At 75.2% G+C, this 19597-nt stretch carries 22 protein-coding genes and 1 tRNA gene; 14 read left to right on the forward strand and 9 right to left on the reverse strand.

Annotated features, from left to right (window positions below; all coding sequences use genetic code 11):
• The first annotated feature begins 7 nt into the window (after positions 1-7).
• The gene (locus IE219_RS07260; RefSeq protein ID WP_189975726.1) at positions 8-2041 is read left to right on the forward strand and encodes a tetratricopeptide repeat protein; all 2034 of its coding nucleotides are present in this window, start codon (positions 8-10) and stop codon (positions 2039-2041) included.
• Positions 2042-2099: 58 nt separating this feature from the next.
• Positions 2100-2173, forward strand: a tRNA-Met gene (locus IE219_RS07265).
• Between the two features lie 155 nt (positions 2174-2328).
• On the opposite strand, the gene IE219_RS07270 is transcribed toward IE219_RS07265, so the two are convergent.
• The 3 genes from IE219_RS07270 to hisN form a co-directional block, all read right to left on the reverse strand.
• Positions 2329-2748, reverse strand: coding sequence for a Fur family transcriptional regulator (locus tag IE219_RS07270; protein WP_189975727.1), 420 nt, complete (start codon positions 2746-2748; stop codon positions 2329-2331).
• Positions 2749-3045: 297 nt separating this feature from the next.
• Positions 3046-3432, reverse strand: a complete 387-nt coding sequence (locus IE219_RS07275) for a CBS domain-containing protein (RefSeq protein WP_189975728.1) — start codon at positions 3430-3432, stop codon at positions 3046-3048.
• A 137-nt stretch (positions 3433-3569) separates the two neighbouring features.
• Entirely contained in the window at positions 3570-4382 is an 813-nt protein-coding gene (gene hisN / locus IE219_RS07280) for a histidinol-phosphatase (RefSeq protein ID WP_189975729.1), read from the reverse strand.
• Positions 4383-4531: 149 nt separating this feature from the next.
• Here hisN and IE219_RS07285 point away from each other — a divergent pair, with 149 nt between their 5' ends.
• A complete protein-coding gene (locus IE219_RS07285) occupies positions 4532-5164 on the forward strand; it encodes a TetR/AcrR family transcriptional regulator (protein WP_189975730.1) in 633 nt (210 codons plus the stop codon).
• Here the strand turns inward: IE219_RS07285 and IE219_RS07290 are convergent.
• The 4 genes from IE219_RS07290 to IE219_RS07305 all read right to left on the reverse strand — a co-directional run bounded on the left by IE219_RS07290 (position 5056) and on the right by IE219_RS07305 (position 8522).
• On the reverse strand, positions 5056-5379 hold the full coding sequence (locus IE219_RS07290) for a DMT family transporter (protein WP_189975731.1): 324 nt from the start codon (positions 5377-5379) through the stop codon (positions 5056-5058). The two genes, IE219_RS07285 and IE219_RS07290, sit on opposite strands and share 109 nt — an antisense overlap.
• An 87-nt stretch (positions 5380-5466) precedes the next feature.
• Positions 5467-6477 carry a ribosome small subunit-dependent GTPase A gene (rsgA, locus tag IE219_RS07295; RefSeq protein ID WP_189975732.1) on the reverse strand — a complete coding sequence of 337 codons (1011 nt, stop codon included), beginning with the start codon at positions 6475-6477 and terminating at the stop codon, positions 5467-5469.
• A 3-nt stretch (positions 6478-6480) separates the two neighbouring features.
• Positions 6481-7818: a 3-phosphoshikimate 1-carboxyvinyltransferase gene (aroA, locus tag IE219_RS07300; protein WP_189975733.1), complete on the reverse strand. Its 1338-nt coding sequence runs from the start codon at positions 7816-7818 to the stop codon at positions 6481-6483.
• 20 nt (positions 7819-7838) lie between these two features.
• Positions 7839-8522 (reverse strand): M50 family metallopeptidase, encoded by a 684-nt coding sequence (locus IE219_RS07305; protein ID WP_189975734.1) that lies wholly within the window; start codon positions 8520-8522, stop codon positions 7839-7841.
• 49 nt (positions 8523-8571) lie between these two features.
• Between IE219_RS07305 and IE219_RS07310 the strand changes: the two genes are divergently transcribed.
• The 11 genes from IE219_RS07310 (at position 8572) to IE219_RS07360 (ending at position 18190) form a co-directional block, all read left to right on the forward strand.
• Positions 8572-9387: an SOS response-associated peptidase gene (locus IE219_RS07310; protein ID WP_189975735.1), complete on the forward strand. Its 816-nt coding sequence runs from the start codon at positions 8572-8574 to the stop codon at positions 9385-9387.
• Positions 9388-9465: 78 nt separating this feature from the next.
• Positions 9466-10098 carry an alpha/beta hydrolase family protein gene (locus tag IE219_RS07315; RefSeq protein ID WP_189975736.1) on the forward strand — a complete coding sequence of 211 codons (633 nt, stop codon included), beginning with the start codon at positions 9466-9468 and terminating at the stop codon, positions 10096-10098.
• A 251-nt stretch (positions 10099-10349) separates the two neighbouring features.
• Positions 10350-11006, forward strand: a complete 657-nt coding sequence (locus IE219_RS07320) for a sigma-70 family RNA polymerase sigma factor (protein WP_189975969.1) — start codon at positions 10350-10352, stop codon at positions 11004-11006.
• Positions 11003-11338: a mycothiol system anti-sigma-R factor gene (gene rsrA / locus IE219_RS07325; protein ID WP_189975737.1), complete on the forward strand. Its 336-nt coding sequence runs from the start codon at positions 11003-11005 to the stop codon at positions 11336-11338. The genes IE219_RS07320 and rsrA overlap by 4 nt, the downstream gene beginning before the upstream one ends.
• Before the next feature lie 125 nt (positions 11339-11463).
• A complete protein-coding gene (locus tag IE219_RS07330) occupies positions 11464-12834 on the forward strand; it encodes an HD-GYP domain-containing protein (protein ID WP_229849637.1) in 1371 nt (456 codons plus the stop codon).
• Positions 12831-14105, forward strand: a complete 1275-nt coding sequence (locus IE219_RS07335; protein WP_189975738.1) for an HD-GYP domain-containing protein — start codon at positions 12831-12833, stop codon at positions 14103-14105. The genes IE219_RS07330 and IE219_RS07335 overlap by 4 nt, the downstream gene beginning before the upstream one ends.
• Before the next feature lie 79 nt (positions 14106-14184).
• A complete protein-coding gene (locus IE219_RS07340) occupies positions 14185-15165 on the forward strand; it encodes a tetratricopeptide repeat protein (RefSeq protein ID WP_189975739.1) in 981 nt (326 codons plus the stop codon).
• A 68-nt stretch (positions 15166-15233) separates the two neighbouring features.
• Positions 15234-15884: a peptide deformylase gene (gene def, locus IE219_RS07345; RefSeq protein ID WP_189975740.1), complete on the forward strand. Its 651-nt coding sequence runs from the start codon at positions 15234-15236 to the stop codon at positions 15882-15884.
• A gap of 148 nt (positions 15885-16032) precedes the next feature.
• Positions 16033-16479 (forward strand): hypothetical protein, encoded by a 447-nt coding sequence (locus tag IE219_RS07350; protein ID WP_229849638.1) that lies wholly within the window; start codon positions 16033-16035, stop codon positions 16477-16479.
• On the forward strand, positions 16476-17864 hold the full coding sequence (locus tag IE219_RS07355) for a hypothetical protein (protein ID WP_189975741.1): 1389 nt from the start codon (positions 16476-16478) through the stop codon (positions 17862-17864). Before IE219_RS07350 ends, IE219_RS07355 begins: the two co-directional genes overlap by 4 nt.
• Positions 17861-18190 carry a hypothetical protein gene (locus IE219_RS07360; RefSeq protein ID WP_189975742.1) on the forward strand — a complete coding sequence of 110 codons (330 nt, stop codon included), beginning with the start codon at positions 17861-17863 and terminating at the stop codon, positions 18188-18190. The genes IE219_RS07355 and IE219_RS07360 overlap by 4 nt, the downstream gene beginning before the upstream one ends.
• A 33-nt stretch (positions 18191-18223) precedes the next feature.
• Here IE219_RS07360 and IE219_RS07365 read toward each other — a convergent pair whose 3' ends face one another.
• Together IE219_RS07365 and IE219_RS07370 are read right to left on the reverse strand one after the other, a co-directional pair.
• Entirely contained in the window at positions 18224-18616 is a 393-nt protein-coding gene (locus tag IE219_RS07365) for a ribosomal maturation YjgA family protein (RefSeq protein ID WP_189975743.1), read from the reverse strand.
• 1 nt (position 18617) lies between these two features.
• The gene (locus IE219_RS07370) at positions 18618-19574 is read right to left on the reverse strand and encodes a ribonucleotide-diphosphate reductase subunit beta (protein WP_373298796.1); all 957 of its coding nucleotides are present in this window, start codon (positions 19572-19574) and stop codon (positions 18618-18620) included.
• Between the last annotated feature and the right edge of the window lie 23 nt (positions 19575-19597).

Here is a 19597-nt window from a genome sequence, read left to right on the forward strand (position 1 = left end):
TGCGACGATGGTATTTATGGGGGACAGGGCAACTCTGTTGGAGACAGGGCGGTTTGTGCAGCGGCACGCCAGAAGTGCCGCGGACGAGATCATCGAGGCCGTCAAGGCCGGCAGCGCCGTTGACGGACTCGACGAGACCACCGCCGGGACCGGGATCGACCCCGGCGCCGTACCGGAGACCGAGGCCGAGACCGAGGCCGAGGCCGAGGGCCGCCACCGCAGGGCCGCCGAGCGCGGCGACGTCGCCGCCATGAGCGCCCTCGGCGCCCTCCTGCTGCGCCGCGGCGACCTCGACGGCGCCGAGACCTTCCTGCGCGGCGCCACCGCCGAGGGCGACCGCGCCGCCGCCAACAACCTCGGCGTCCTGCTCCACCAGCGCGGCTACCCCGACGAGGCGGCCGGCTGGTGGCGGGTCGCCGCCGTCGCGGGCTCCGCCCCCGCCGCGCACGCCCTGGGCCGCCACCACCGCGAGCGCGGCGACGAGCCCGCCGCCGAGTACTGGCTCCGCCAGGCCGCCGAGCAGGGCCACGCCCTGGGCGCGTACGCCCTCGCCGACCTCCTGGAGCACCGCAGCGACGTCGGCGCCGAGCGGTGGCTGCGCGCCGCCGCCGAGCAGGGCCACCGCGAGGCCGCCTACCGGCTCGCCCTGGCCCTGGAGCGGCGCGCCACCGAGACCCTCCGCGGCCCGCACGCCTACGGCCCCGTCACCCCGGGCCGCCCCGGCCGCGCCTACGACACCGCCGGCCGGCTCAGCGCCGCCGACCCCCTGGCGCGCGACGCCGCCCCGGAGCGGGCGCACCGCGAGGCCGCCCCCGCCGGGGACGCCGCCGCACCGCTGCGGGAGGCCGAGCAGTGGTTCCGGCAGGCCGCCGCCCGGGGCCACCGGAAGGCCGCCCTCCACCTCGGCGCGATCCTGGAGCAGCGCGGCGAGCTCAAGGAGGCCGGGCGCTGGTACCTCAGCTCCGCCAAGGAGGGCGAGGCCAAGGCCGCCTGCGCCCTCGGCTTCCTGCTGCGCGACGCCGGGGACGAGGAGAGCGCCGCCGTCTGGTGGCTGCGGGCCGCCCAGGACGGCGACGGCAACGCCGCCAACGCGCTCGGCGCGCTGCACGCCGCCCGGGGCGAGCAGCAGACCGCCGAGCGGTGGTACCGCGCCGCCATGGACGCCGGAGACGTGAACGGCGCGTACAACCTCGGGCTGCTCTGCGCCGCCCAGGACCGTCTGCCGCAGGCCGAGCAGTGGTACCGCCGCGCCGCCTACGCGGGCCACCGCGAGGCCGCCAACGCGCTCGCCGTCCTCCTGCTCCAGGCGGGCGACGCGGGCGGCGCAGAGCCGTGGTTCTCCAAGGCCGCCGAGGCCGGCAGCGTGGACGCCGCCTTCAACCTCGGCATCCTGCACGCCGGCCGGGACGAGGACCGGGCCGCGCTCGCCTGGTACGAGCGGGCCGCCGCCGCCGGGCACACCGAGGCCGCCCTCCAGGTCGGCATCGCCGCCCTGCGCGACGGCGACGAGCGGACCGCCGAGCGGCACCTGCGCTGCGCGGCCGGCGGCGGCAGCGCCGAGGCCGCCTTCCGGCTCGCCACCGTCCTCGACGCCCGCCGCCCCGACCCCGGCCCGGTGGTCCTCGGCGCGCCCGTCGACGAGAAGACCGAGTGCGAGGAGTGGTACGAGCGGGCCGCCGAGCAGGGCCACCGGCGCGCCCAGGTCCGGGTCGGCATGCTCGCCGCCGACCGGGGCGACCTCGCCGAGGCGGCCCGCTGGTACCGGGAGGCCGCCGAGGCGGGCAGCCGCAACGGCGCCTTCAACCTGGGCCTGCTGCTGGCCCGCGAGGGCAGCGAGCGGGAGGCCGCCCTGTGGTGGACCCGGGCCGCCCGCGCCGGGCACGGCCGGGCCGCGCTCCGGCTCGCCCTGCTGGCCGCCCGCCGGGGCGAGCTGACCGAGGGCCGCCACTGGTGCGCCCGCGCGGTCGAGCTGGGCCCGGCCGAGGTCGCCGAGCGGGCCGCGCGGCTCAGCGAGGCGCTGCACCAGGAGCTCACCGCGTAGGACCGCGTCAGAAGGATTTGCTCCTGTCACGGGAGTCCCGTAAGGTGGTGTTCACCGACGCGGGGTGGAGCAGCTCGGTAGCTCGCTGGGCTCATAACCCAGAGGTCGCAGGTTCAAATCCTGTCCCCGCTACTCAGTAGCACGAAGGCCCGGATCGTCTCAGGACGGTCCGGGCCTTCGGCGTTCCCGGGGTCCGGATTTCCGGACGGGAAGGGTGAAGCCCGCCTCTCTCGGGCACGAAGAAGGCGCCCCCCTCATGGGAGGCGCCTCGGGTCGCGGGGGCCGGGTCAGGCGGCCGTGGCGCAGTTCGGGCAGAGGCCCCGGTAGGTGACCTCGACGTTCGAGACGGTGAAGCCGAAGCGCTCGGAGACCGGCAGGTCCCGCAGCGGGTCGCCCGCCGGGCGCACGTCCCGGATCGCGCCGCAGCCGGCGCAGACCAGGTGCTGGTGCGGCCGGTGGGCGTTGGGGTCGTAGCGCTTGGCGCGACCGTCGGTGGCGACTTCGAGGACCTCGCCGAGCGTCACCATCTCGCCCAGCGTGTTGTAGACGGTCGCCCGGGAGATCTCGGGCAGGCGCTCGACGGCGCGGGCGTGCACCTCGTCGGCGGTGAGGTGGACGTGGTCGCCGTCGAGGACCTCGGCGACGACGCGGCGCTGGGCGGTCATCCGCCAGCCGCGTCCGCGCAGTCGTTCCAGCAGGTCGCTCATGGGTCCAGCCTAACAGCGGGCCGCCCCGGTCCCGAAGGGGTGTCGACCTGGATGGTGTCTTGACCTGGGATTGATCTTGATCCAGGCTCTATCTTGATCTGGATGGAGTCCAGTGTAGGGTCCTGGGTGGGGGAAGTCTTCGGCGGGCGGCCGCGGGCCGCGGTCCCAGGCCCTCCGCGGCCGGCCGGACGCCCGCCGGACGGGAGCGGGCCGGGCCTCCGGCGCGGACGGGACGACCGCCGCGCCGGGGCCCGGCCCCTTCCGCTGCCGCCCCCGCCCGCCTGCCGCCCCCGGGGCTCACCCCGCCGCGCTCCGGGCCGGCAGCCAGCAGCGGATGATGTCGCGGACCGAGACCATGCCGACCGGCCCGAGGCCGTCCAGGACGACCAGATGGCGGAAGCCGCCCCGGGTCATCGCCCCGGCCGCCTCCTCCAGGGTCCAGCCGGGCGCGGCGAAGACCACCTCGTGGGTGGTGTGGGAGCCGGCCGTCTCCCGGTCGGGGTCCTCGCCCCGGCCCAGCGAGGTGAGGACGTCGCGTTCGGTGATGATGCCGAGCCCGGAGTCGCCGTCGAGGACGACGGCCGCGCCGACCCGGCGGACGGACATCAGCCGGGCGGTCTGCCGGAGGGTGTGGTCGGGGCCGACGGTGAGGATCACCGTGCTCATGGCGTCGCGGACGAGCATGGGTGGGGCCACCTCCTCGCGAACCGCCCCACCAGGGCGGTTCACAAATGCACAAGTGGGGGGCTCCCAGAGTCGCACCGGGGGAGGGGGCCGACAAGGGGGCGCGCGAAGCGCCCCCGGGGCGTACCGGGGGGCGGTCAGCCGGCCGGAGTGCCCCCGCCCCCCAGACGGCTCAGCAGCTCCTCGTGCAGCAGGCCGTTGGAGGCCGCCGCGTTCCCGCTGTGCGGGCCGGGGAGCCCGTCCAGACCGGTGTACGACCCGCCCGCCTCCTGCACCACGACCGCGACCGCCGCCATGTCCCACAGCGACAGCTCCGGCTCGGCGCACAGGTCCACCGACCCCTCCGCGACCATCATGTACGGCCAGAAGTCGCCGTACGCCCGGGTCCGCCAGCACGCGCGCGTGAGGTCGAGGAAGGCGTCCAGCCGCCCCCGCTCCTCCCAGCCGCTCAGCGAGGAGTACGCGAACGAGGCGTCGGCCAGCGACGCCACCTGCGACACCCCGATCCGCCGCCCCTCGGCGAGCCCCGCGCCGGTGAAGGCGCCCAGGCCCTTCGCCGCCCACCAGCGGCGGCCCAGCGCCGGCGCCGACACCACGCCGACCACCGGCTGGAAGCCGGACTCGCCCTCCTCCATCAGCGCGATCAGGGTCGCCCACACCGGCACCCCGCGCACGTAGTTCTTGGTGCCGTCGATCGGGTCGACCACCCAGCGGCGCGGGCCCGAGCCCTCCACCCCGTACTCCTCGCCCAGGATCGCGTCCCCGGGGCGGGCCTCCTGGAGCCCGGCGCGGATCAGCTCCTCGGCGGCCCGGTCCGCCTCGCTCACCGGGGTCATGTCCGGCTTCGTCTCGACCTTCAGGTCGAGCGCCTGGAAGCGGGCCATCGTGGCCGCGTCGGCGGTGTCCGCCAGGGCGTGGGCAAGGCGCAGGTCATCGTGGTAATCGGCCATGCCGGGCATGCTATCCCCGCCCGGGAGGCGCCCGGTGAACCGTCCGTGGACGGCACCCGAAGCCCGCCCGCCGCCCCGGTGGCGCTCCTTGACAGGAGGGGACGCGCTGCCGACGCTGGACGACCCACCGAACCGGTCCGGAGGCGCCCGTGCCGACCGCCCGCGACGCCCTTCTCGACGCCGCCCTCGCCGCGCTGGCCCGGCACCCCTGGTCCGCCGTGCGGATGGCCGACCTGGCCGCCGCGGCCCGGGTCTCCCGGCAGACGCTCTACAACGAGTTCGGCAGCAAGGAGGGGCTCGCCCGCGCCCTCGTCCGCCGCGAGGCCGACGCCTACCTCGACGGGGTGCGCCGGCTGCTCGCCGCCCGCGAGGCGCCCGCCTCCCTCGCCGCCGTCGCCGAATGGACCGTGGTCCGGGCCGGCGACCGGCCGCTGCTGCGCGCGCTGCTCACCGGTGCCTGGACCGAGGGGATGCCCCGGCCCCGTGCCGCCCGGCCGGGCGCCCGGCCCGCCCCCGTACCCGCGCAGCGCAGGGCCGACGGCGGGCCGCCGGCGCCGGGGGAGCTCCTCGCGGCCGCCGCGTGGTGCGCGGGGGAGCGGTGGGCGGCCGGCTGCGAGCTGGCGCTGCGGCTCGCCCTCAGCCACGTCGTGGCGCCCGCGCTGCCGCCCGGGGGTCAGTGCGCGGAGCCGGACAGCTGGAGGCCGATGACCCCCACGATGACGAAGCTGATCGAGACGATCTTCAGCGTGGAGACCAGGTCGCCGAGGAAGACCATGCCGTAGATCGCGGTGCCGGCCGCCCCGATCCCGGTCCACACCGCGTACGCCGGACCCACGTCCAGTTTCTTCAGGGCGAGCGTCAGCAGCCCGAAGCTGCCCAGGGCGAAGCAGGCGAAGGCGATCGTCGGCCAGAGCCGGGTGAACCCGTGCGAGAGCTTCAGGCAGACCGCGAACCCCGTCTCCAGGAGTCCCGCGACCACCACCAGGAGCCACGCCATCGTCCCCGCCTCCCACCCGGTCTGATCATGCGCACTTGTGCGCTTATGTCCTTACCGGTCTGGGTGGCGGCGTAAACCCGCGGCGGCTCAGTCGCCCTCGCGGCGCTCCCGGGTGGAGAGCAGCCGGCGCAGCGAGTACAGCCGCGCCGGATCGGCGTGGCCCTCGGCCACCCAGGCGTCCAGCGCGCACTCCGGCTCGGCGTGGCCGCACGCGCGGGGGCAGTTCTCGGTGCCCGGCTCCAGGTCCGGGAAGGCGTGGATGACCCGGGACGGATCGACGTGGTGCAGACCGAAGGAGCGCACGCCCGGGGTGTCGATCACCCAGCCGTCCACCTTGTCCAGCGGCAGCGCCAGCGCCGAGGTGGTGGTGTGCCGGCCGCGCCCGGTCACCGCGTTCACGTGCCCGGTGATCCGCCGCTTCTCCTCCGGCACCAGCGCGTTCACCAGCGTCGTCTTGCCGACGCCGGAGTGCCCCACGAAGGCCGTCACCCGGCCGTCCAGGTACTCCCGCACCCGGTCCGCCGCCCCGCCGTCGTACAGCTCCTCGCGGTTCACCACCACGTGCGGGATGTCCAGGTCGCCGTAGAGCTCCAGCAGCTTCTCCGGCGGGGCCAGGTCCGACTTGGTCAGCACCAGGAAGGGCTCCAGACCGCCGTCGTACGCCGCCACCAGGCAGCGGTCGATCAGCCGGGGCCGCGGCTCGGGGTCGGCCAGCGCGGTGACGATGGCGAGCTGGTCCGCGTTGGCCACGACCACCCGCTCGTACGGGTCGTCGTCGTCGGCCGTGCGCCGCAGCACCGACTCCCGCTCCCCGATCCGCACGATCCGGGCCAGGGTGTCCTTCTCGCCGGAGAGGTCGCCCACCAGGGAGACCCGGTCGCCGACCACGGCCGCCTTGCGGCCCAGCTCGCGCGCCTTCATCGCGATCACGGGCCGGTCCTCGACCAGACAGGTCAGCCGGCCCCGGTCCACGGTCAGGACCATGCCCTCGACGGCGTCCTCGTGCTTGGGCCGGATGCTGGTCCGCGGCCGGGTGCCCTTGCGGTTGGGCCGCTGGCGGATGTCGTCCTCGTCGGTGTGCTTGCCGTAGCGCCGCATGGTTCAGACCCCGAGCATTTCGGTCCACATCCCGGGGAAGTCCGGCAAGGTCTTGGCCGTCGTCGCCACGTCCTCGATCTCCACGTCCTTCACGGCCAGGCCGAGGATCGCGCCCGCGGTCGCCATCCGGTGGTCGTGGTACGTGCGGAACACCCCGCCGCGCAGCGGGCGCGGGCGGATCAGCAGCCCGTCCGCCGTCTCGGTGACGTCGCCGCCCAGGCCGTTGATCTCGGCGGTCAGCGCCGCCAGCCGGTCGGTCTCGTGCAGCCGCAGGTGGGCCACCCCGCGCAGGGTCGAGGGGGAGTCCGCGAGGGCCGCGACCGCCGCGATGCCCGGGGTCAGCTCGCCGACCTCGCCGAGGTCCACGTCGATGCCGTGGATCCGGCCGGTGCCGGTGAAGGTCAGGCCCGCGTCGGTCAGCTCGCAGGCGCCGCCCATCTCGGTGAAGATCCGGCGCAGCTCGTCACCCGGCTGGGTGGTGCGGGCCGGCCAGTCCGGGATCGTCACCCGGCCGCCGGTGACCAGCGCCGCCGCCAGGAACGGCTGCGCGTTCGACAGGTCCGGCTCGACCACCAGGTCCCGGCCGCGCAGCGCCGACGGGGCCACCCGCCACACGTCCGGCTCGCCGCCGTGCTCCGGCTCGTCCACCTGCGCGCCCACCGCCCGCAGCATGTCCACCGTCATCCGGATGTGCGGCATCGACGGCAGCCGGCCGCCCACGTGCCGCACCTCGACGCCCTGGTTGAAGCGGGCGCCGGAGAGCAGCAGCGCGCTGACGAACTGGGAGGACGAGGAGGCGTCGATCTCGACCGTCCCGCCCTCCAGACCGCCCCCGCCGTGCACGGTCAGCGGGAGCGCGCCGCGCCCCCCGTCGTCGATCCGGGCGCCGAGCGCGCGCAGCGCGTCGATCACCCCGTGCAGCGGGCGCTCGTGGGAGCGGGGGTCGCCGTCGAAGCGGACCGGGCCGTCGGCCAGCGCGGCGACCGGCGGCAGGAAGCGCATGACCGTGCCCGCGTTGCCCACGTCCACGGCGGCCGGGCCGCGCAGCGGGGCCGGGACGATCCGCCACGCCTCGCCGGTGCCGTCCGGGCCGACGCCCTCCTCGACGGCGGTGCCCAGGACCCGCAGCCCCTCGGCCATCAGGAGGGTGTCGCGGGAGCGGAGCGGGCGGCGCACCCAGCCCGGCTCGGCGGCCAGCGCGGCGAGCACCAGGGCCCGGTTGGTGACCGACTTCGAACCGGGCACGGTCACGGTCGCGTCGACCGGCCCGGCCGCGTACGGGGCGGGCCAGAGGTCGGGATCGGCGGAGGGTCCGGAGTGCGCGGGGGAGGCTGCGGTCATGTCCTCACTGTACGGGGGCGTCAGAAGCCCAGGAGCCAGCGGCCGCCGCCGATCAGGCAGCAGAGGGACACCGTGTGGAAGAAGGCCAGCCACACCCCGGCGGGCACGTGGGTGAGCCGGGAGAGCTGGTCGGCGTCCGAGTCCGGGGCCCCGCCGCGGCGCCGCTTCGCCTGGAGCTCGAAGGCCGGCCGGACCCCGCCGATCAGCAGGAACCACACCACCGCGTAGGCGAAGGCCGCCCGCACCTCGGGGGCGCCCAGCCAGGACACCAGGACGAAGAGGGCGCCGGTGAGCAGGACGGTGAGGACCCCGTACGCGTTGCGCACCATCACCAGGAGGGCGAGCAGCAGCGCCGTCGCCAGCCACAGCAGCACCGTGACCCGCCCGGCGCCCAGCAGGGCCGCCCCGCCGAGGCCGAGCAGCGGGGCCGCCGGATAGCCGGCGGCGGCGGTGAGGACCATGCCGAGACCGGTCGGGCGGCCCCGGGTGACGGTGAGGCCGCTGGTGTCCGAGTGGAGCCGGACGGCCTCCAGACGGCGGCCGGAGACGACCGCGACCAGGGCGTGGCCGCCCTCGTGGGCGATGGTGACGGCGTTCCGGGCGAGCAGCCAGATCCGGCGCGGCACGGTGACGGCGAGGGCGGCCACGCCGGTGGCGATCACCAGCCACTCGGCGGGGGCGGCCTGCGGGTCGAAGAGGTCCATCCTCCGGTCCGCTCCTCTCGGTCTCGGGAATCGTGGCAGTGTGGCACGTATGTGCGGACGTTTTGCGGCCAGCAGGAAGCCCGAGGAACTGGCGGAGCTCTTCGGGGTGGAACGGTGGGAGCCCGAGGAGGCCCTGGACCAGGACTGGAACGTGGCCCCGACCAAACGGGTCCACGTGGTGCTGGAGCGCCCCCTGAAAGACGCGGAATCGCCCCGCCCGGTTCGCCAGCTGCGGACCCTGCGGTGGGGACTGGTCCCCTCCTGGTCGAAGAACCCGGACGGCGCGGCCCGGATGATCAACGCGCGCTCCGAGACCCTGCACGAGAAGCCCTCCTTCAAGAGGGCCTTCCAGTCCCGTCGCTGCATCGTCCCCGCCGACGGCTACTACGAGTGGGTGACCGGCGCCGCCGAGCGCGACCTGGAGGTCGAGGGGAAGAAGAAGCGGCCCCGCAAGCAGCCCTACTTCGTGACCCCGGCCGACGGCTCGGTCTTCGCCATGGCCGGGCTGTACGAGTTCTGGCGGGACGCCACCCTGCCGCCCGAGCACCCGGACGCCTGGTGGGCGACCTGCTCGGTGATCACCACCGAGGCGGAGACCGGCCCGCTCGGCGTCGCGCCCGCCGAGGGCCCCGGCTCGCTCGCCGAGATCCACCCCCGGATGCCGCTGATGCTCACCCCCGACCGCTGGGACCCCTGGCTCGACCCGGCCACCACCGGCACCGACGAACTGCGCGCCCTGCTCGCCCCGCCCCCGGAGGGCCTGATGCGGGCCTACCCGGTCTCCACCGCCGTCAGCAGCGTCCGCAACAACGGCCCCGAACTCCTCGACGAACTCGACGGCCCGGAACTCGGCACGCTGTTCTGAGCCGACCGGCCCGGACCGGCACGGCGGGGCGCAGCACGCCGTACCGGTCCGGGCCCGTCCGCGCGGCAGGATGGGGACGTGACGAAGACCGAGACCGTCCCCACCGACGCCGGTGAAGCGCGCATCACCTGGCACCCCGCCGACCGGCCCCGCCGCGTCCTCGCCCTCGGGCACGGCGCCGGCGGCGGCATCGAGGCCCGCGACCTGGCCGCCCTCGCCGCCGCCCTGCCCGCCCGGGGCACCACCGTCGCCCTGGTCGAGCAGCCCTGGCGGGTCGCCGGCAAGAAGGTCGCGCCCGCCCCCGGGACCCTCGACACCGGCTGGCGCGGCCTGTGGCCCGCGCTCGCGGCGCCCGGCCTCCCGGTGGTCGCGGGCGGCCGCAGCGCCGGCGCCCGGGTCGCCTGCCGCACCGCCGCCGCACTCGGCGCCACCGCCGTCCTCGCCCTCTCCTTCCCGCTGCACCCGCCGGGCCGGCCCGAACGGAGCCGCGCGGAGGAACTGCTCTCCACCGGCCTGCCCACCCTCGTCGTCCAGGGCGGCAACGACCCCTTCGGCCGGCCCGGGGAGTTCCCGGCGGGCCCGTACCGGCTGGTCGAGGTACCGGACGCCGACCACGGCCTCGCCCTCCCCAAGCGGGCGCCCCTCGGCCCGGAGGAGGCACGCGCGCTGCTCTCCGGCGCGGTCGGCGACTGGCTCGACGGCCTCGGCTGAGCTCCCCGCCGCCACCGGGAATGCCGGACGCGCGACCGCTGTTGTCGTGGGCGTCGGTGTGAGACGCGAGAGAGGGAGTACGCCGCATGGGATCGACCATCTGCCCCGCGCGGGCGCGGTCCGCGGAGCTGGACTGGACCGTGCTGCCCGCCCCCAAGGGCGCCCCGATTCGGGCGGCGGGCGGAGCCGTTCCTCGTCTATCCTCCGAAACGAGCGGGTCCGGACCCGGGCTCGTCACCGCGCTGGAGGAGGTGGGTCCCGTCACCGGTACCGACACGGGGACCGACGAGGGCCCCGAGGAGACGACCGACGAGCGCAACGCGCGCTTCGAGCGGGACGCCCTCGGCTTCCTCGACCAGATGTACTCGGCCGCCCTGCGGATGACCCGCAACCCGGCGGACGCCGAGGACCTGGTGCAGGAGACCTACGCGAAGGCGTACGGCTCCTTCCACCAGTTCCGCGAGGGCACCAACCTCAAGGCGTGGCTGTACCGCATCCTCACCAACACCTTCATCAACTCGTACCGCAAGAAGCAGCGCGAGCCCCAGCGCAGCGCCGCCGAGGAGATCGAGGACTGGCAGCTCGCCCGCGCCGAGTCGCACATGTCGACCGGACTGCGCTCCGCCGAGTCGCAGGCCCTCGACCACCTCCCCGACTCCGACGTGAAGTCGGCGCTCCAGGCGATCCCCGAGGAGTTCCGCATCGCGGTCTACCTCGCCGACGTCGAGGGCTTTGCCTACAAGGAGATCGCGGACATCATGGGGACACCCATCGGTACGGTGATGTCCCGGCTCCACCGGGGCCGCCGCCAGCTCCGCGGCATGCTCGAGGACTACGCGCGCGACCGCGGGCTGGTCCCCGCGGGAGCCGGGGAGTCGTCCAAGGATCTGAAAGGCGCGGACTCATGAGCTGCGGAGACCCGCACGAGACGGACTGCTCGGAAGTCCTGGACCATCTCTACGAGTTCCTCGACAGAGAGATGCCCGACGGCGAATGCACCAAGTTCGAGGTGCACTTCGAGGAGTGCTCCCCGTGCCTGGAGAAGTACGGCCTGGAGCAGGCGGTGAAGAAGCTCGTCAAGCGCTGCTGCGGCAGTGACGAGGTCCCCACCGACCTGCGGGCCAAGGTGATGGGACGGATCGACCTGATCAGGGCCGGGCACCTGGTGCCCGAGCAGGACCCGGCCGCCGGGGAGCCCGCCGCCGCCCCCGTGCCGCAGGAACCCGCCACCCAGGAGTGAGCCCGCGGGCGCGAACGCACGGGCGTGCGAGACGCCCGCCGCGCACCCGTCCGCCCGCATCACCCGATGGGAGGAACCGACGGCGGCCCGGCCTCCGGAGCCGCCGTCCTCGCTAGCGTGACCGCGTGACGGTCGCGAAGCCCCTGACGCGAACGGCCCGCGCGTCCATCGTCTGCGCCGCCCTCGGCGCCGGAGCGTGCGCCCTGCCCGCGCTCCTCCCCCCGTCGCCCACCCTCCCCCGGGCGACCACCCTGCTCCTCGCCGCCCTGTACGCGCTCTGCGAGCTGCCCGCCCGCTGCCCGCTGCTCGGCCGCGCCCTCCGCCGCCCCGCCCCCCTCGGCACCGGCTCCTTCTTCCCCGTCCTCCTCGCCGCCGCCCTGCTGCTGCCCCCGGCCGCCGCCGCGCTCGCCGCCCTCCCCGGCGGCCTCCTCGCCCGCGCCGACGCCTCCCCCGCCGCCTGGCGCCGCGTCTGGCGCACCGCCTCCACCGCCCTCGCCACCTGGGCCGCCGCCCACACCGCCGGCGCCCTGCACGCCCCCGCCGCCCTCGACGGCGACGGCCCCGCCCTGCCCGCCGCGCTCCCGCCCGCGCTCGCCGCCGCCCTCGTCCTCTGCCTCGTCCTCACCGCCCTCGACGCCGGTGTCCGGGCCGCCGCCGAAGGACCCCCCACCCGCGCCGCCCTGGCCGCCCGCCTCGGCCGCGCGCTCCCCCCGCACCTCGTCCACGGCCTCGCCGGACTCGTCCTCGCCGTCCTCTGGCGCGGCCCGCACGGCCCCGCCGCCGCCCTCCTCGTCCTGCTGCCCATGTACCTCTCCTGCTGGGTCTTCGCCCAGTACCACCACGAGCGGGCCGCCCACCAGGCCACCATCCGGGCCCTCGTCCAGGCCGTCGACATCAAGGACAGCTACACCCGCGGCCACAGCGAACGCGTCGGCCACGCCTCCGTCCTGATCGCCCGTGAGCTCGGCATGGACGGCGACCGGCTCGACACCGTCCGCTTCGCCGGCATCCTCCACGACGTCGGCAAGCTGGGCGTCCCCACCCGGGTGCTGCGCAAGGACGGCCCCCTCACCCCCGAGGAACGCCGCACCATCGAACTCCACCCCGAGTACGGCCACGAGATGGTCCGCGGCATCGGCTTCCTCGGCGAGGCCCGCGACGCCGTCCTCCACCACCACGAGCGGATCGACGGCAGCGGCTACCCCTACGGGCTGCGCGGCGAGGAGATCCCCGAATGCGCCCGCGTCGTCGCCGTCGCCGACGCCTTCGACGCCATGACCTCCACCCGCTCCTACAGCCGCGCCCGGCCCGTCGCCACCGCCGTCGCCGAACTGGAGCGGTGCGCGGGCAGCCAGTTCGACCCCCGTATGGTCCGCGCCCTGGTCCGCGCCCTCGACCGGCACGGCTGGCGGACCGCCGTCACCGCCGACGGCCCCGACGGCCGGTTCCCCGCCCCGCGCGACCCCCTCCCCGCCCAGCCCCGGGAGCCCGCGTGAGGCCCGGGGCGGTCACCGCCGGAGCCGTCCACGCCGCCGCCCTCCTCCTCACCCTGGCCGCCTTCGCCGCCACGCTCCGCCACGGCCTCGCCGCCCCCGGCGCCGCCCTCGCCTTCGGCCTCCTCGTCGCCGTCGGCACCCTGGCCCGCACCGCCCCCCACCCCGACCCCGGGCCGCCCGCCCCGTACGACCGCGAGGCCGCCCCGCTGGCCGCCGCCGCGGCCCTCGGCTACGCCCTCCTCGGCGACGCCGCCACCGCCACCTCCCACGGCGCCCTCCAGACCGTCGCCGTCACCGTCGCCGCCGGCCTCGCCGGGATCGTCCCGCACATCGCCCGAGGCCGCGGGCCCGGCCGCGACCACCTCGCCCGCCGGATCCTCACCATCGGCTTCGCCGCCCTCTGCGCCCAGCCGCTGCACGACTCCGGCGCCCTCCTCGCCCGCCTCGGCCCCGGCGCCCCCTACGTCCTGGTCCTGCTGCTCGTCCTCGTCCTCACCGCCCTCTGCGACGCCGTCCTTGCCGCCCTGCTGCTGCGCGCCCGCACCTCCTACCCGTACGGGCCGCTGCTCCGCGAGGAACTGCGCGGCCTGCTCGGCATCGGCTCCGCCGTCTGCGCCACCGGCGTCGTCATGGCCCTCGGCGTGGCCACCGCCGGTCTGTGGACCCTCCCGGTGCTCGCCGTGCCGGTCCTCCTCGCCCAGATCTCGCTGCGCCGGTACGCCGCCGTCCGCACCGTCGGCCGGCAGACCATCGCCTCCCTCGCCCGCGCCACCGAGATCGCCGGCTGCACCCCGCCCGGCCACGCCCGCCGGGTCGCCGCGCTCGCCACCGCCGTCGGCCGCGAGCTGGGCCTCGGCGGCACCGACCTGACCGTCCTGGAGTACGCGGCGCTCATGCACGACATCGGACAGCTCTCCCTCGTCGACCCGGTCGCGGGCGGCGCCACCGCCCTCCTCCCGGCCGAGGAGCAGCGCCGGATCGCCCTGCTCGGCGGCGAGGTGGTGCGGATGACCGGCGTCCCGCCGGCCGTCGCCCTGGTCGTCGAGCGGCAGGCCGATCCGTACCGCGACCAGCCGCTCGCGGCCCGCATCGTCCGCGCCGTGAACGCCTACGACGACCTCGCGGGCGAGGACGGGGCCGCCGCCCTGGAGGCCCTGGAGCGGCTCCGCCTCGGCACCGCCCGGGACTACCACCCCGAGGTCGTGGCCGGTCTGGCCCGGGTCCTGGCCCGGGGCGGCACCCCGGGGGTGACCTCCGTCCCCACGGGGTAACCCATGGGTAATGAGCGCGCGTCCGACCCGGCATGGTTGGATGCGAACAAGAAGGTGAAGCGACCGGCAGGCGGGAATCGTGAGGATCTTCGGGAAGGTACGGCACCGGCCCTCCGCCTCGTGGCGGCAGGCCACCGACCGCGCGTTCACGCTGATCGGCGACGGCCGGTACGAGGACGCGGGCGCGCTGCTCACCCGGGCGGCCGATCTGGAGCCCTGGCTCTCCGAGTCCTGGTTCAACCTGGCGCTGCTGCACAAGTTCCGGCACGACTGGGAGCAGGCGCGGGCCGCCGGGCTGCGGGCCGTGGCCCTGCTCGACAAGGAGACCGGCGCCCCCGACTGGTGGAACGTCGGCATCGCCGCCACCGCCCTCCAGGACTGGCCGCTGGCCCGCCGCGCCTGGCAGGCGTACGGCCTCAAGGTCCCCGGGGCCTCCTCCGCGACCGGCGAGCCCGTCGGGATGGAGCTGGGCAGCGCCGCCGTGCGGCTGTCGCCGGAGGGCGAGGCCGAGGTGGTGTGGGGCCGCCGGCTCGACCCGGCCCGCATCGAGCTCCTCTCCATCCCGCTGCCGTCCTCCGGGCGCCGCTGGGGCGAGGTCGTCCTCCACGACGGCGTGCCCAACGGCGAGCGGACCACCAGCGCCGGACCCTCCTACCCGGTCTTCGACGAGATCGAGCTGTGGGCGCCGTCCCCCGTCCCCACCTGGGTCGTCCTCCTGGAGGCCGCCACCGAGGCCGACCGGGACGCCCTGGAGCAGCTCGCCTCCGAGGCGGGCTTCGCCGCCGAGGACTGGTCGTCGTCGGTACGGCTGCTGTGCCGGGCCTGCTCGGAGTCGACCATGCCCAGCGCCGAGGGCGAGGGCGACCACGTCGACCCGCACGACCACAGCGAGCCCGGCCACCCCGGACCGCTCGGCCACCGCTCGCCCGGCGAGCTGTGGGTGCCCGAGCGGGAGTGCGGCATCGCCGCCCCGCCGGACCTGGTGCGCGGCCTCCTCGACGGCTGGGTCGCCGACAGCCCCGACAGCCGCGAATGGCGGGATCTCGAAGAGGTCTGCTGAGGCCCAGGCCCGGGGCCCGTAGGCTGTCCCCGACGGAATTTCGGGTTTTCAGGAAGGCGCGGCGGCACATGGCGCAGCAGGAGACGGGCGAGCAGATCTTCACGGGCTACGCCCTGGACGACGACGGCTACATCGTGGACACGGAGGACTGCGAGGCCCGCGAGCTCGCCCACCGCGAGCGGGGCACCTCCCGCCCGATCACGGTGGTCGGCAATCCGGTGCTGCACCACGAGTGCGCGGACGTGACCGACTTCGGCCCCGAACTGGCCGCCCTCGTCGACGACATGTTCGCCAGCCAGAAGACGGCCGAGGGCGTCGGCCTCGCCGCCAACCAGATCGGCGTCGGCCTCAAGGTCTTCGTGTACGACTGCCCCGACGACGAGGGCGTCCGCCACACCGGCCACGTGGTCAACCCGGTGCTCCAGGAGCTCCCGGCCGACCGCCGCCACCTCGACGACGGCAACGAGGGCTGCCTGTCGGTCCCCACCGCCTACGCCGAGCTGGCCCGCCCCGACTTCGCCGAGGTCCACGGCAAGGACCTGCACGGCAACGACATCAAGGTCCGCGGCACCGGCTACTTCGCCCGCTGCCTCCAGCACGAGACGGACCACCTGTACGGCTTCCTGTACATCGACAAGCTCTCCAAGCGGGACCGCAAGGACGCCCTCCGCCAGATGGAGGAGGGCACCCCCCGCTACCCGGTCGTCCCCAACGACTGACCCCGCCGCACACCCGACGAGGGGCCCCGCACTCACCCGAGTGCGGGGCCCCTCGTCGTCCCTCCGGCGCACCCGTACCCCTTCGCACGTTAAGTCGCCTTGTTTCAGGGGTAGTTGAGGTGTGGGGATGACGCGGAGGGGGAGCGGGTTGTCTTTCGACGAGGAATGGGCCCAGCTGAAGGCCGACGCCCTGGCGCGCAGGTCGACGGCCATGCGGATCGACCAGCTGCCGGACGGCGGCGGGGGCGGGGGCGCCCCGGTCGCCGGGAGCCTCGTGGCCGCGACGGACTCGATCAACGGCAACGCCAACCTGCTGATCGAGATCGCCGGCCTCCTCCACGAGGGCCGGCCCGACGCCGAGCTCACCACGCTGGCCAGGGAGCCCCGCGCCCACGGGGACGCGGCCGCGGAGGTGGCGCGGTTCGCCTCGTTCGCCGGGGACCAGTACCTGGACGCGGTCGCCCTGTTCACGGCGCTCTCCACCCGGCTGCGGGCCGCCGGAGGCACCTTCGTGGAGGTCGACGGCGACACCGCCCGCCGGTTCCTCGACGAGGTGCTCCTGTACGGCCAGTACGTCGCCCCGGAGGCACGGTGAGCGGCGGGATCAGCCACCGGAAGGACGTCGAGTTCCTGGAGGGGTGCAGCCCGCCCCTGGTCGAGCGGAACGCCGACGAGTTCAAGCGGCTGCGCGACCTGCTCGCGGCGGCCGACGAGCCCGCCGAGCGGGCCGAGACCCGCACCCGGTGGAAGAGCGAGGGCAGCGCCCGCTACGAGTCCCGGCTCGCCGAGGCCCGCAAGCTCCTCGCCCGGCTCGCCGAGGGGTACGCCAAGGCGGAGAGCTCCCTGCGGGCCTACGCGTACGCCCTCGCCACCGCGAAGACCCACTACGCCAACGGCAGGGCCACCGAGCGGGCCCTCGCCGACCTGATCCACACCAAGGGAGTGCCGATCACCCGCACGGCGCAGGAGGCCGAGCCGATGCGCCAGTGGGAGGACATGCGGGCGACCACCGGTGTCCTCGACTTCTTTGCCGAGCTCACCATGGACGTCGACGACATCCGCGACGAGGCGAACCGGCTGCACGACGCCGCGGGCGGGGACTTCCACCTGGCGAAGACCACGGAGCGGACCGCCCGGGACCTCTGCGTCCACGGCCTCAAGCAGGCGTACGACCTGCTGCCCGAGTTCCGCACGGGCTTCGTCCAGCGCGTCGACATCGCCCCCGCCGTCGCCGCGCTGCGGCAGGAGGCGGCCGAGGCGGCCGCGAACCCGCTGACCCGGCTGTCCGGCGGCGGCCCCAAACAGGACTACTACCCCACCGCCGGAAACGAGATCGTCTCCCCGGCCCTGCGGGACATCCGCCTCCAGGTCGCCAACCTCCCCGGCGCGAAGGACAGCTACTGGAACCCGCCCTCGAACGCCGAGGAGCGGGCCGCGTGGATCCGGGCGAACAAGGAGGTCATCAACGCGGCGGCCCGCAACTCCGGCCTGCCGCCCGACATGGTCGCCGGCATCGCCTGGCAGGAGATCGGCGGCCAGCCCGGCATCCTCGACGACCTCACGGACACGATCCGCGAGTCGTTCGACGGCCCGCTCAGCCCGATCAGCCCCGAGAACCTGCCGTGGCGGCTCGGCGGCGACCCCGACCACACCTCCTTCGGCCCGATCGCCATCCAGATCCGGCGCGGCGCCGAAGTCCTCGGCTACGACCCCGACGACCTCACCGACCAGCAGCGGAGCATGGTCGAGGAGGCCCTCCAGGACCCGGCGCAGAACATCTTCATCGCCTCGGAGTACCTGGCCCAGCTGAAGGCGGAGAGCCCGTTCGCCGGAGTTCCGGCGCAGGAGATGACGCCGGAGCAGTACCAGGAGCTCGCCGCGCGCTACAACGGAGGGCCGGGCTGGCGGTCCGACGACGCCCAGGCGTACGGCCGCGGTTTCACCAACCATCTGGACGAGGCGAGGAACGCGCTGCGGTGACGACGAACGATTCCTCCGGGACCGGGGCCGGGGCCGGGGACGAGCGGGGGTGCCTGCGGGGCGTGCTCGCCGTGCCCCTGGTGCTGCTCACCCTCGTCGCCGGGTACTTCTGCTACCTGGCGGTGACCATCCGGCCCTCCGGGAGCTGGGACGACGACGCCTACGCGGGGATCTCGCTGGCGGGCGCCCTCGCCGTGGGGGCCGCGGGCGCGGTGGCGGCGCTGTGGCTGGCGCCGTCGGTGCGGCGGGTCATGGGCTGGGGGTGGGCGGTGCCCGCCCTGGTGCTGGGCGTGGTGGCGGCGGTGCGGTGGGGGACGGGCGGCTGAGCCGGGTGCCGCCACCGCGCCGTCGGACGGGACCTAGGCCGGGGCGGGCGCGGTCCGGGTGCGGGCGGTGTGGTGGACGGTCCAGCCGGCCGCCGCGCCGATCGCGTACCAGAACAGGTCCGGGGCGTTGAACGAGGTGCCGAGGACCAGCCGCGCCAGGGTGCTGTGCGCGGCCAGCGCGGCCGGGACGCCGGTGAGCTGGAACAGCTCCACGGCCCAGCTGAGGGCCAGCGCGGTCCCGGCCGCGACCGCCGGCCGGGTCCGGGGCGCGAGCAGCACCACCAGGGCCAGCAGCAGCACCGTGTAGAGCGCGTCGCCCGCGTACTTGGCGACGGGGCCCGCCGCCGCGGCGCGCACGCCGAGCCCCGCGGCGACGGTCAGCGCCGCCGCGGCGCCCGCCGCGAGGCGCGTGCGCGCCGCGCCCATCTCAGAACTCCTCGTCCAGGTCGACCGTGCCCTCCACCGCCACCTGGTAGGCGGAGGGGCGGCGCTCGAAGAAGTTGGTCAGTTCCTGGACGCCCTGGAGCTCCATGAAGGAGAAGGGGTTCTCGGAGCCGTAGACCGGGGGGAAGCCGAGGCGGGCCAGGCGCTGGTCGGCGACGCACTGGAGGTAGGCGCGCATCGACTCGGTGTTCATGCCGGGCAGCCCGTCGCCGCACAGGTCGCGGCCGAACTGGAGCTCCGCCTCGACGGCCTCCTTCAGCATGTCGGTGACCTGCTGCCGCAGCTCGTCGTCGAAGAGGTCCGGCTCCTCCGCGCGGACGGTGTCCACGACCTCGAAGGCGAAGTTCATGTGCATGGTCTCGTCGCGGAAGACCCAGTTGGTGCCGGTCGCCAGGCCGTGCAGCAGGCCGCGGGAGCGGAACCAGTACACGTAGGCGAAGGCGCCGTAGAAGAACAGCCCCTCGATGCAGGCGGCGAAGCAGATCAGGTTGAGCAGGAAGCGGCGGCGGTCCGACCGGCTCTCCAGCCGGTCGATCTTCTCGACCGAGTCCATCCAGCGGAAGCAGAACTGCGCCTTCTCGCGGATGGAGGGGATGTTCTCGACGGCCGCGAAGGCCGCCGCCCGGTCGTCCGGGTCGGGGAGGTAGGTGTCCAGGAGCGTCAGGTAGAACTGGACGTGGACGGCCTCCTCGAAGAGCTGGCGGCTCAGGTAGAGCCGCGCCTCGGGGGAGTTGATGTGCTTGTACAGCGTCAGCACCAGGTTGTTCGCCACGATCGAGTCGCCGGTGGCGAAGAAGGCGACCAGGCGGCCGATCATGTGCTGCTCGCCCGGGGTGAGCTTGGCGAGGTCGGCGACGTCCGAGTGGAGGTCGACCTCCTCCACGGTCCAGGTGTTCTTGATGGCGTCCCGGTAGCGCTCGTAGAAGTCCGGGTAGCGCATGGGGCGCAGGGTCAGTTCGAAGC

It is taken from the genome of Streptomyces termitum, assembly GCF_014650175.1.
In the GTDB taxonomy this organism is placed as follows: Bacteria; Actinomycetota; Actinomycetes; order Streptomycetales; family Streptomycetaceae; genus Streptomyces; species Streptomyces termitum.

Bases quoted from the DNA above. Each gene is read 5' to 3' on its own strand.
- IE219_RS07260 (WP_189975726.1), top strand. From the start codon at position 8: ATGGTATTTATGGGGGACAGGGCAACTCTGTTGGAGACAGGGCGGTTT.
- IE219_RS07270 (WP_189975727.1), bottom strand. From the start codon at position 2,748: ATGAGCGACCTGCTGGAACGACTGCGCGGACGCGGCTGGCGGATGACC.
- IE219_RS07275 (WP_189975728.1), bottom strand. From the start codon at position 3,432: ATGCTCGTCCGCGACGCCATGAGCACGGTGATCCTCACCGTCGGCCCC.
- hisN (WP_189975729.1), bottom strand. From the start codon at position 4,382: ATGGCCGATTACCACGATGACCTGCGCCTTGCCCACGCCCTGGCGGAC.
- IE219_RS07290 (WP_189975731.1), bottom strand. From the start codon at position 5,379: ATGGCGTGGCTCCTGGTGGTGGTCGCGGGACTCCTGGAGACGGGGTTC.
- rsgA (WP_189975732.1), bottom strand. From the start codon at position 6,477: ATGCGGCGCTACGGCAAGCACACCGACGAGGACGACATCCGCCAGCGG.
- aroA (WP_189975733.1), bottom strand. From the start codon at position 7,818: ATGACCGCAGCCTCCCCCGCGCACTCCGGACCCTCCGCCGATCCCGAC.
- IE219_RS07305 (WP_189975734.1), bottom strand. From the start codon at position 8,522: ATGGACCTCTTCGACCCGCAGGCCGCCCCCGCCGAGTGGCTGGTGATC.
- IE219_RS07310 (WP_189975735.1), top strand. From the start codon at position 8,572: ATGTGCGGACGTTTTGCGGCCAGCAGGAAGCCCGAGGAACTGGCGGAG.
- rsrA (WP_189975737.1), top strand. From the start codon at position 11,003: ATGAGCTGCGGAGACCCGCACGAGACGGACTGCTCGGAAGTCCTGGAC.
- def (WP_189975740.1), top strand. From the start codon at position 15,234: ATGGCGCAGCAGGAGACGGGCGAGCAGATCTTCACGGGCTACGCCCTG.
- IE219_RS07365 (WP_189975743.1), bottom strand. From the start codon at position 18,616: ATGGGCGCGGCGCGCACGCGCCTCGCGGCGGGCGCCGCGGCGGCGCTG.
- IE219_RS07370 (WP_373298796.1), bottom strand. From the start codon at position 19,574: ATGCGCTACCCGGACTTCTACGAGCGCTACCGGGACGCCATCAAGAAC.